Origin of the sequence: Microcoleus sp. Aus8_D2 (assembly GCF_036702665.1) — a bacterium.
GTDB lineage: Bacteria > Cyanobacteriota > Cyanobacteriia > Cyanobacteriales > Microcoleaceae > Microcoleus.
Genome location: NZ_JAUBUN010000084.1, coordinates 1 through 9735 on the forward strand (window position 1 = coordinate 1; position 9735 = coordinate 9735).

Consider the following 9735-nt stretch of genomic DNA (forward strand, 5'->3'; position numbering starts at 1 on the left):
TGATGTAAGACGGGCTTTGCCTGCAATCACTGCTTGAATTCAGAATCCCCTTGCCTTCAGGCAGGGGAGTATGTCAAATAAATCTTCCAAAGAGTCTAGCAACTCACCCCGGCTTGCTTTGTCATCGTCAAGCAGTTTGCCAGCTTTGCTTATAGTCATTGATTTAATTTGGTGGGGGAGTCAATGAGCCACTTAATTCCGTAAGAATTGGCGCGAGTACGAGTTTAGCGGCACAGGGTTTCTTTCTTGAAAAACGAGAACTACGCTCGAAATAACTAGAATGACGACAGATATTCCCAAACAAGCAACAGTGAAACGATACGAGTATTTGTCCATTCTAGAAGCCCGTATTATCGTCATTGTATTGATTCAATAAATCATCCTGAACCTCTTGACTTTCGCTGCGGACATGATATCCATTGTTAGTCTCCAGGAATTTCTGCACGGCTCGTAATTCTGCTCTTTGACTGATATAAAGGCTGCGAAGCACTGTTAGTCGGCGCTGGATAGTGGCTAAAAGCGTGAGAATGCCTCGCGTAACATTCCACAAAAAAACCAGGCTAATTAGCGATGTCAAAAGTGTCGCTGCCAAGGACGCTAAGTCTGTAAAACTTTTCACTATCACGGGGGCTGATTGAGCAATAGGTTGACTTTGTTTTCTACCCTGAGAACGCTGTTGTGAGCCGAACTTATAGCGTTTGTTACAGTGTCAGCCTCGGGGCCCCAATACTCCCAAATGGTAAGGTTCACTTGATTGAACCAGTAAGGAAAGCTAAAAAGAAGCGTGTAGCTTGTCGTCAGCTTCGGAAAAACAAATAACTGCGCGCGTCCCAACCACAGTTTTCGACTGCTAACTGATTCGGCCCCCAATGAAGGCCCGACACCAAGCCTAATCTTTTGATTGAGAAATCCTCCAAAACGCCAAGTTTGGTCTGGTTCAGGATTGCTTACAAAAATTGCCAGAATGTGTTTCTCAAATTGATAAGGCGGAACGTAATCAGGTATGGGTTTACCGTTAAAACTTTGAGAATCAGTCTGAATCCAATTTTGGACGTTATCTAGTTCAACCAATAAAGCCATAGAATGCAGGCCTCAGTAATTGAATAAATTGGCAACTTGCCAAGCTGCTTCTCGCAAGTGAAACTGCGGGTCTATTCCTACAGAATCTAAAATGTCCATGTAGGTGTCGATGTCCAACTCCCCATTCATAAACTCAATACCCGATTTGTTCACGAACACCATTTCATCCCATTCGCTTTTTGTGCTGTTAGCGGGAATCAAAATTTCCAAAAAATCGCTAATGTATTCGGGCACTATCAGGGAATCTTCACGCATCCCCGGCAGCCAAAGCTCCTGTTTCAACATTTTTAGACAACTTGAGCAGCGCTACCTTTAGTAACACTTCCGACATAACCTTGCGGGGAAAATCCAACAGAACGCCCTGCAACAGGTGTCGCTGGCATCAATGTTCCCCTAATTATTTTCTGTGCTGCCGGCTCGGTTAAAGCGGCACTGGTTGCACCAAAAGGACTGCTAGCAGTGTTGGTATTAAATTTGGAGTAAGGGCGGCCGGTCATTCGGCTCGTTGCTGGTGCAGGATTGCCAGATTTTTTGCTGGTACAGCGCACTTTTGCAAAGACAATATTTTTTGCTTTGTTGGATAAATTATTTGCACCGGTAGGTACACTCTCTAGGATAAAACTGTTTACAGCGGTCATTACGGCTTGAACAAGCGAGTTATCCTGTTCCTCTTTCTCCCCTGGTGGTGATATTGGAAGCGCTAAAACTTTGGTTTCGTACCAAAAATTGTCGGGCGCGCCAAATGGTTGAATGAAACCAATTCTAGAACCCCTGTTTAACCGTTTGCCTTCCCCGACGGCTGCTGCCGTAGCGTAAAGTGCTTTCTTTTCCGCCGCCGTTTTTCTTCGCCACGCCTCAAGTGCGGTAGCTGCAGCTTTTAATTCATCAGCGCGATAGATATCTGAAAATCTAGCCATGTTTTTTAGTTGCCTGCCTTGATACTGCAAATCTAACGCTTTTACGGTCAATTGGCAGCAACCTACAGCGCCTTACTTTTTACCCGAAACCCATTAGGTTTAAACAAATATAATGTTATACTTTACTGAGAGTTTGACAATTAGTTTTACTCTAAATATCAGTAATAATTCTATTATTATTGTTGTTTATGTCGTTGAACTAATAAAGCTTGATAATTATTCGCAATGCCAAAATTTAAGTCAAGACTTTCTAAACCTGAAGATCTAAAGCTTACCGAAAAAGAGCCGACTTTGCTCTTTGCTATTCGCGATCTTATTGCCACTGGGGGCAGAAACTGGAAAAAATGGTGGGACAATTGGAGGCGAGGCATTACCAATCGAGCAATACAAAAGCCTACTAATTATCCCGCAGCAGATTGGAAGACTCCCAAATTTATCGAGCTTCTATCAGCAGAAGAGCAACACAAACTAGGTTGTAGGATAATTGAATATTTTCCCGACAAAGATGATGAAACTGTAAGTTATTTGCTGACAGGGACAGACAGGGATTTGATTTATCACATTACGGCTATTGGGTATCAAAAAGGTAGCAATAGTGACAGTATTAGCGGGAAGAATAGCAAGCCTTCTTTAAAAGGGTTTCCAGCAATTGAACTGTTTTTTATTTCAAAGCCAAAAGTAGGCAAAGAAGCTCAACGTCTTGTAGTCGGCACAAAAATTATCAGGTGCGTGGGCTTCACCGATGACGAAAAAATCGCCAATCTAAAATTAGCTAGATTGGTCGAGTCCGCTGATATCAAAAAATGGGCAGCTAAAATTAAGTCAATTTTTGGGAATACTGACTATTGCTGGAGTAAAGGCGTAAACTGTTTATCTTACAGTGGCCAAGTAGCGCGATTGCAAGGATTAGAAGGTTACGCTTACGTTCGCAATGAATCTGACGGCATAGCTTTGTTTGCGGCTATGCTTAAAATCTTTGATGCCAAGCCAGATGCAGGCGGTTTTAATTATAGCGGGAAATTTGACAAGACTCAATTTAACAATAAAACCGGTTCTGCGACAGTGTTAAAAAAAACTGTTAAACTAGATTCCAAACGTCCCGTTGCAGATTGTTACTTTTATTCTGCACAACTTAGATTGCCACTTTTGAAAAAACCTATACCTTTAGTGAGAAAAAATGTTATCGTTTATGAGACTTGATTTGTTCTTACCTTCCCATCAATATTAATAAGATAAATGGCAACAATAACAGCGGGAACCGGGGCAACAATTAATGCTACAACTATTGAAGGACAGATTTGGCAACTAATTCACTTCATCCAAAATGGCGAGCGCGGAAACAGTGAAAGCGAGCGGTTTACTGGTAAAAAAACAGACACTTTTGTTATGGAGGGTGAGTTTACAATTCCGGGGGGTTTGATTTATACTCCCGCTACGGGATTGTTTGCGCTGGCAGCAGCCCCTTATTTGAGTTCCCTTACTTTTGCTCCTGGATCTCCCCTGGGAACAATTAAAGGGGCAACACTGGCTCAATATTTTATTGATGCGGTGAGTTACGCAGTAGCATGGCAAAATAATAATTCTAAGAATAACAACTCTTTGACTAATATTACCTTAGACTTTGATTACAATACTCAACTGTATTCGGGAACATTTAAACTTCCCTACAATACCGCATTGAGCGCTAACGGCAGCGTCGTAGAAACAGCAGCAGAATGGCTTTTAACCTAACATGACGACAACTAAAACTTACGGAGTAACAATTGAAAATTGCGCGCTAGCCTTCAGCACTAAAGGCGTACAGGCGGGCAAGTGGCTGCAAGATACTGCTGGTTCGGTTTGGGACGGGATAAAGCGGGGTGCTAAATCCGCAATCGAATTTGGCAAAAAGATACTCGAAGGAGGCAAAGAATTAATAAGTGCTATAGGGCGAGGCGACTGGGGAATCTTTGTTGACTGGGCTAAGAACGATCCTTTAGGATTTCTTGCTGGTGGCGCGGCCGTAGCGGTTGCAGGATGGTTTGTCGGTTCCGCTACAGGGTTGACTGCCTTGGCGACAGGTGGCGTTACAAGCTTGTGGGCAACTTTGGGAAGCCTTAGAATTGGGGGAATTGCTTTTGGTGCAATGCTTCCCACCTTGCAGCAAGTAATTGTATCCACCGGCAACACGATCGTAAATCTAGACTGGGCACAATCGGATGCTTCAATTCTCGCCGAGTTAAACGGCACATATTTATCTTTCTTAAATAATGTGGGGGAAAGCGCTGGAAAATTATTAGCAGGCTTAGCATTAGGTGGGGGGAAGGCCAACCCCAAACTTAATATTAATATTACCGCTGCTGCTGCTTTAGTGATTACAGCTCGCCAGCAAGGTAGTAATATTGAGGAAGAAATCATCGAAGAGCTGTCACTATTAGCTAATGCTTTTATTAGGTATGCTAGAAACCTGGCAGGCAAATTAGGTTATTTGGAATTGAGAAAATATGCTAGAAAAAATATTCGGACTGGCATTAAAGCATTGGATGACAAAATTGCTAATTGGGGTCTCCAAGAGGGACAAACTTGGAGTGTCGCCCAAGAGATAACTAATAGAATAGAAAAAGTCACAGAAACTAACGCACCGTTGGGAAATTTTTTAGAAGGGCTGTCGGAGGGGCTGGGCGAAGGATTTAGCGAATATATTTTACTTAGTTAGTACCTTTACTTTCTCAACAACATAAATACAAGAATGGACACAATCACTCGAACTTTTCCGCTAGGGCTTACTCCCGCTACTACCTCTACGAGTATTATTGAACTCTGCCATTTTAGGGATATGCTTTTTGACGCCGATGAGCGCGTGGGTATTTATCTGGAAGCTTTCTTCTGTAATATGAGTCTAAAAAGTTTCCAAATAGGTTTGTTCCCTGAATTTGAAGGTGACGAATCAGAAGCTGAGAAAATGGCATTGTTTAATGCTTCCGAAAACAAAAGTCAAAAACTGGGCTTGAGAATATTAACTAAAAAAAATAACACGGGCGAGTGGAGAGAAAAAGCTGAAATTATTCTTGTAAATCGCGGGCGCAAAGATTATTTCGATTTGCTGATACCTTATTTAGCTAAAGCTCAGGTACGATTGCTTGAAAAAAGTGATGCAATAGGAATTCAATTAATTGATTATGGAAACGGACTACTTAAAGTCAATGATTTTATTGAAATAGAGATAGCGCTGCGAGTGGAAATCTCAAAAAAAAATAGTACAGAAGCGCTAGAAGCTCGAATGGCAGCGCTAGAGTTAGCACTGCAAGGTAGACTAATTAACTTACCTCCTAATTCGTTGCTTGGTAGAAATACAGGCACTGGAACAGTAGAAGTATTGCCGCAAGCTACATTTACAACTCCCGCACAAGTAACAACGGCTATTGCAGGAATTGTAAGCTCTGCTCCAGCAGTGCTAGATACCTTAAGCGAACTAGCAGCAGCTTTGGGAAATGACAGTAATTTTGCAACTACAGTTGCAGGAAGCCTTGCGACCAAGGTAGATTTATCAAGTCCGCAAACAATTACAGGCGCAAAAACGTTTACTGGATTTACTACGTTGGGTGACAACGTAGCTATTAAATTAAAAATTGTTAGAGGTACCACGGCACCTAATCAGGGGGGGATAGTACAAATAAACCACGGATTAGATAGCGCCAAAATAGTTGGAATATTACCACAAGTCTATGAAGGTTACTTGGGGCAATTTATCCTTGATGGTTTTGACACGTTTGGTGGCGGTTTCGAGTATGATGTTTGGGTAGATCCCGGTATTATTAATATTCAAAACAAAGAACTTAATAGTTACCTCATTTTAGACAAACCCTGCTCTTTTTTGATTTTTTATATTTAAGTGAACGGGGACTTAAATGGGTACAAGTAAACCATCATTGTCACGTTACAATATAGATTTAAACAAGTCTCGTTACAGTCCAGATTTAAGCAAGTCTCGTTACAGTCCAGATTTAAGCAAGTCTGATGACTTTTCAGCACGAAGCAAGCCATCAGAAAATACTAGCAGCGGTAGCGGACTAGGGTTTACGGCAGAACGGGAGTTAGGTTCCGCTGGAGGAATTAATGCCACGGGAAAACTGTCAGTAGACGTAGACAACCTCATAAGTAAGCAAGGCGTACAAATTGAAATTGACGCCACCAATCAAACTGTGGGGTTTGGAGCAGGCATCGGCTCTACAAAAAGTAAATTAGGAGTAAATATTGGAGGTAAAGTTAAAGTAAATTCTGATGGCTCGGTCGATGTCAAAGAAGCGTCAGCGGGAATTAATATTGCTGGACTGGGAGCTGAGGCTAGCCTAGATGATGAGGGCGGTGGAAAATTTAAAATATCTATCGCTGGGATAATTATCGGCGTAGGTGTTGACGGGCAAGGCAAAAAATCTTTAAGCCTTGGCTATTCAATACCAGGCGGTAGTGTAGAAATTACATTTACAGCCGATGACGAAAAGATAGTACCAATACCTACACCTGCACCTACACCTACACCTGCACCTACACCTACACCTACACCTACACCTACACCAATCCCGCCAATCCCGCCAATCCCGCCCATAAAAGAACCGATTTTAGAACCTCCGTTTGAGCCTAGCTCCAAAACGTGCAGGATGGTAATAACTGCAAGTTCCGTCATTAGATGGATGACCGATTGGGGTTCTTACAGGTTTGGAGAAACGATCCAAAACGAAATAATTGTTGGCGGCGATTCGATTCAAAGTAACTACAAGCTGATTCACTGGAATAGTGCGGAAATTGCCTTTAACTACACACAACAAAGTAGTAGAAATGGAGTTTTTAGCCGTCCTTTTCAGGGCTACGGTGGATCGTATTATTATGTACCTGGGCGACGAACCATATACTGCTATGTTTCGTCTGTTATGGCTATCTTTGACGGTGGATACGGCGCTGAGCCATTTGCAACGATCTTAGATGGTCATGAAGATGCGATTAAAGACTACATAAGCAGGAAATACGAGAGAACTGACAAGCGCAGATTCTTGAGCCACGATGGCTTTAGTTATTTGGTGAATATCCCTACAGTTCTAAGAGCGGGAGATCCGTTGAACGTAAAACATCCAATGGAACTTACTGGGGGAGGAAGCGGATCGATAGCACCATTTATAGGAAGAACGCCTAACGATGAAAGTTATTCGACTCAAGATTTCATCATTACCGTCTTAGAATCCTCTTGTTCTTTGCCAGAACCCAATCCCCCAACCGTTCCAGCACCAGCACCAATAACTAAAATTAAATCAGATTTACCCAACTACCCCCAACGTTACAAGCCTATGGACTGCTGTGCTGAAATAAAAGAGATTTACAAGTATCTCGGAATAGTCAAACTGAAAAAAAACAAATTTAAAGTAGCTAAAGCTTTTCTTGCACCCGGCGGTACCGGTAATGAAGAATGCGAAGATTACTATGCGGTACAGCAAGCGCTATTTAGGATGCTTGCGAATGGCTTGATAATCAATCCAATCAGCAAGCCGCACGGTTCTGATTGGCAACACGTCAATGCGACGGCGTGGGCATCGCAAATGTATGAGATGCTCGCTGAGAGCATGAGCGATGGGAACAGTACCCAAAAGTACGAGGTGGCTAGTATTATGCACAACGTTCAGACATTCAAGGTACTGGCTGAACTTGTTCGCAAAGTGGAACTCATGATAAATGCATTAAACATCCAGCCAGTAGTCGAAATCGAATTGCTGCCTACCGTTTTTACTATCCACGAAGCTCACAAAGGTTTTGGCAAAAAAGATTCTAAAGAAATAGACATCGGCAAAGCTAAAACGGACAACGAAGTAGAAGCCACATTGGCTAAAATGCTTAAGCCCAGTAAGATACCTATTACAAAATGGGCATTCGATCCCAACGACGTTAGCTTTATTTCAGTTTTGAATAAATAAGTATGCCATGGCTACTAAAAAGACGAGCGGATTTAACAAGATTTCAATCAGGCGTCCCCTGCAATCGAAGATAATTGAATTGGTAAATATGAGCGAACTTAACGTGCAGTTACTGCGGCGCCAATTGGGATTGGAACTCGACAAAGACCCAAAAACCTTTACGGGGACAGAGGATTTGGTTAAAGATTTGATTAACAAGCTGGCTAAGGCTAAGGCAAAAAGATAATTTGTAAATCAGTCGCGATCCAGGCTCTGCTTAGCTGCGAGTGAAAATAGCGTTAGGGCGATAACGCTATTTTCACTATACCTAAAGATACAGGTTAGAATGTGGATGAGTTTACTGGGAACTTTAATGATTAATGATAGTGAGACTGATGTTAATGCTGTTATTGTTAACTGCAACGTTAAGTTGCAAACCGAAGTTGCTGAAACCACAAAAAAATATTTGCGAATTGAAGCGATACGCCGGCGGCTGACTATGGGGCAATTGCTTGATGAAATCGTAGCAATGATTTGCAGTGACGTGTCAAAAAGCACTTCCTAATTGATACGGCAAATTATTTAAAATCAACCTTAATTTAATCAGGGTTTCAGTTGCCTTAATTAGGAGGGTTTTTTGATACGGGCGATTATTTACTGTCGGGTATCAACCGACGATCAGAATTGCGATCGGCAAGAGCGAGATTTGAGAGAGTTTGCCGATCGCGCTGGGTATGAAGTTGTAGAAGCGCTGCGGGAGACTGCCAGCGGTGCTTCATCCGATCGCCCGCAGCGCCAAAAAATTATGGCCGCGGCACAAGCTCGCAAGGTATCGGCGGTGCTGGTAACTGAGGCGAGCCGATGGAGCCGGAGCACGGTTGACTTGCTTGGCACGCTGCAAGATTTGAACGCTTGGGGGATTTCTTTGGTCACTTTGTCGGGGATTAGCCTCGACTTGAACACGCCACAAGGTAAATTGATGGCGGCGATACTTTCGGCGATTGCTGAATTTGAGCGCGACCTGATTCGCGAGCGGGTAAAGTCGGGGATTGCAGCGGCGCGGGCGAAGGGGCGGAGGTTTGGCCGCCCGCGAGTGTCGGAAAGCGCGATCGCCTTCGTGCATCAATTGCGGGCTCAGGGCAAAAGTTATTCGCAGATTGCAGTGGCTTCTGGAGTCAGCAGGACAAAGGTGTCTGAGCTTTGCCGACTGAATTCCGAAGCATAGCAGCAATTTCGGCAGCGGGAATTCCTGCCGCTTGGAGCGATCGCACTTCCGCGACTTTCGCCTGAGAAATTAGTGAATCGGTGCTGCCTCCGCGAATATGAACGTGTCGCATTTTTAAACCTTCGCGATAAGAAAATCGGAAATACTCACCACTCCGGGCCGTACCGCGAGGTTGATAAGTAGATATTGCTTTTAATACAGAATCATCCTCAGCAACCTCGGCAATGTATTCTGTATCAGCAACCTCGGCAATGTATTCTGTATCAGCAACCTCGACAATGTATTCTGTATCAGCAACCTCGACAGTGTATTCTGTATCAGCAAGTGTAGAGGCTGGTGATACAGAATCAATTTCGGGGGGAAGTAAGGTAAATTCGTCTGACTCGACATAACCCCACGATTCCGTGCGTTCGTTCCAGAACTTGCAACTTCCGGTCTGCGGATGAATCGCTGCAATCTGGATAACATCTCCTTTCTTGAGACAAGCTGCAGCGGGTGTCTTGCGCTTGAGTTTTATGCGATCGCCAACCTTATAAGTCATCTTTTAAAAAGTAGTAGGGTAAAAAGTGCGATCGGGCAATTTGCCCGATCGCGC

At 43.3% G+C, this 9735-nt stretch carries 13 protein-coding genes; 8 read left to right on the top strand and 5 right to left on the bottom strand.

Annotated elements, in window-relative coordinates; translation table 11 throughout:
• Nucleotides 1-337: 337 nt before the first annotated feature.
• From QUB64_RS32415 to QUB64_RS32430, 4 genes are read right to left on the bottom strand one after another with little or no spacing between them, the layout of a single operon-like run.
• Nucleotides 338-577 (bottom strand): hypothetical protein, encoded by a 240-nt coding sequence (locus QUB64_RS32415; RefSeq protein WP_333278650.1) that lies wholly within the window; start codon nt 575-577, stop codon nt 338-340.
• Between the two features lie 44 nt (nt 578-621).
• Nucleotides 622-1080, bottom strand: a complete 459-nt coding sequence (locus tag QUB64_RS32420) for a hypothetical protein (protein WP_333278648.1) — start codon at nt 1078-1080, stop codon at nt 622-624.
• 12 nt (nt 1081-1092) lie between these two features.
• Nucleotides 1093-1365: a hypothetical protein gene (locus QUB64_RS32425; protein ID WP_333278646.1), complete on the bottom strand. Its 273-nt coding sequence runs from the start codon at nt 1363-1365 to the stop codon at nt 1093-1095.
• Nucleotides 1366-1367: 2 nt separating this feature from the next.
• A complete protein-coding gene (locus QUB64_RS32430; protein WP_333278644.1) occupies nt 1368-1997 on the bottom strand; it encodes a hypothetical protein in 630 nt (209 codons plus the stop codon).
• A 225-nt stretch (nt 1998-2222) separates the two neighbouring features.
• Here QUB64_RS32430 and QUB64_RS32435 point away from each other — a divergent pair, with 225 nt between their 5' ends.
• The 8 genes from QUB64_RS32435 to QUB64_RS32470 all read left to right on the top strand — a co-directional run bounded on the left by QUB64_RS32435 (nt 2223) and on the right by QUB64_RS32470 (nt 9140).
• Nucleotides 2223-3197, top strand: coding sequence for a hypothetical protein (locus tag QUB64_RS32435; RefSeq protein ID WP_333278642.1), 975 nt, complete (start codon nt 2223-2225; stop codon nt 3195-3197).
• A 36-nt stretch (nt 3198-3233) separates the two neighbouring features.
• Entirely contained in the window at nt 3234-3728 is a 495-nt protein-coding gene (locus tag QUB64_RS32440; protein WP_333278640.1) for a hypothetical protein, read from the top strand.
• A gap of 1 nt (nt 3729) precedes the next feature.
• The gene (locus QUB64_RS32445; RefSeq protein ID WP_333278638.1) at nt 3730-4692 is read left to right on the top strand and encodes a hypothetical protein; all 963 of its coding nucleotides are present in this window, start codon (nt 3730-3732) and stop codon (nt 4690-4692) included.
• Nucleotides 4693-4725: 33 nt separating this feature from the next.
• Entirely contained in the window at nt 4726-5868 is a 1143-nt protein-coding gene (locus QUB64_RS32450; RefSeq protein WP_333278636.1) for a hypothetical protein, read from the top strand.
• A gap of 16 nt (nt 5869-5884) precedes the next feature.
• The gene (locus QUB64_RS32455) at nt 5885-7936 is read left to right on the top strand and encodes a hypothetical protein (RefSeq protein WP_333278634.1); all 2052 of its coding nucleotides are present in this window, start codon (nt 5885-5887) and stop codon (nt 7934-7936) included.
• A gap of 7 nt (nt 7937-7943) precedes the next feature.
• A complete protein-coding gene (locus QUB64_RS32460) occupies nt 7944-8162 on the top strand; it encodes a hypothetical protein (RefSeq protein WP_333278632.1) in 219 nt (72 codons plus the stop codon).
• A gap of 126 nt (nt 8163-8288) precedes the next feature.
• On the top strand, nt 8289-8480 hold the full coding sequence (locus tag QUB64_RS32465) for a hypothetical protein (RefSeq protein WP_333278630.1): 192 nt from the start codon (nt 8289-8291) through the stop codon (nt 8478-8480).
• 72 nt (nt 8481-8552) lie between these two features.
• Entirely contained in the window at nt 8553-9140 is a 588-nt protein-coding gene (locus QUB64_RS32470) for a recombinase family protein (protein ID WP_333278628.1), read from the top strand.
• Here QUB64_RS32470 and QUB64_RS32475 read toward each other — a convergent pair.
• Complete coding sequence (locus QUB64_RS32475; protein ID WP_333278626.1) at nt 9091-9681, bottom strand: hypothetical protein; 591 nt, start codon at nt 9679-9681, stop codon at nt 9091-9093. The genes QUB64_RS32470 and QUB64_RS32475 overlap by 50 nt on opposite strands.
• Nucleotides 9682-9735 lie beyond the last annotated feature (54 nt).

Excerpts from the sequence above, each read along its gene's own strand:
- QUB64_RS32440 (WP_333278640.1), top strand. The coding sequence starts at position 3,234 with ATGGCAACAATAACAGCGGGAACCGGGGCAACAATTAATGCTACAACT.
- QUB64_RS32435 (WP_333278642.1), top strand. The coding sequence starts at position 2,223 with ATGCCAAAATTTAAGTCAAGACTTTCTAAACCTGAAGATCTAAAGCTT.
- QUB64_RS32465 (WP_333278630.1), top strand. The coding sequence starts at position 8,289 with ATGATTAATGATAGTGAGACTGATGTTAATGCTGTTATTGTTAACTGC.
- QUB64_RS32455 (WP_333278634.1), top strand. The coding sequence starts at position 5,885 with ATGGGTACAAGTAAACCATCATTGTCACGTTACAATATAGATTTAAAC.
- QUB64_RS32475 (WP_333278626.1), bottom strand. The coding sequence starts at position 9,681 with ATGACTTATAAGGTTGGCGATCGCATAAAACTCAAGCGCAAGACACCC.
- QUB64_RS32430 (WP_333278644.1), bottom strand. The coding sequence starts at position 1,997 with ATGGCTAGATTTTCAGATATCTATCGCGCTGATGAATTAAAAGCTGCA.
- QUB64_RS32425 (WP_333278646.1), bottom strand. The coding sequence starts at position 1,365 with ATGTTGAAACAGGAGCTTTGGCTGCCGGGGATGCGTGAAGATTCCCTG.
- QUB64_RS32420 (WP_333278648.1), bottom strand. The coding sequence starts at position 1,080 with ATGGCTTTATTGGTTGAACTAGATAACGTCCAAAATTGGATTCAGACT.
- QUB64_RS32450 (WP_333278636.1), top strand. The coding sequence starts at position 4,726 with ATGGACACAATCACTCGAACTTTTCCGCTAGGGCTTACTCCCGCTACT.
- QUB64_RS32445 (WP_333278638.1), top strand. The coding sequence starts at position 3,730 with ATGACGACAACTAAAACTTACGGAGTAACAATTGAAAATTGCGCGCTA.
- QUB64_RS32460 (WP_333278632.1), top strand. The coding sequence starts at position 7,944 with ATGGCTACTAAAAAGACGAGCGGATTTAACAAGATTTCAATCAGGCGT.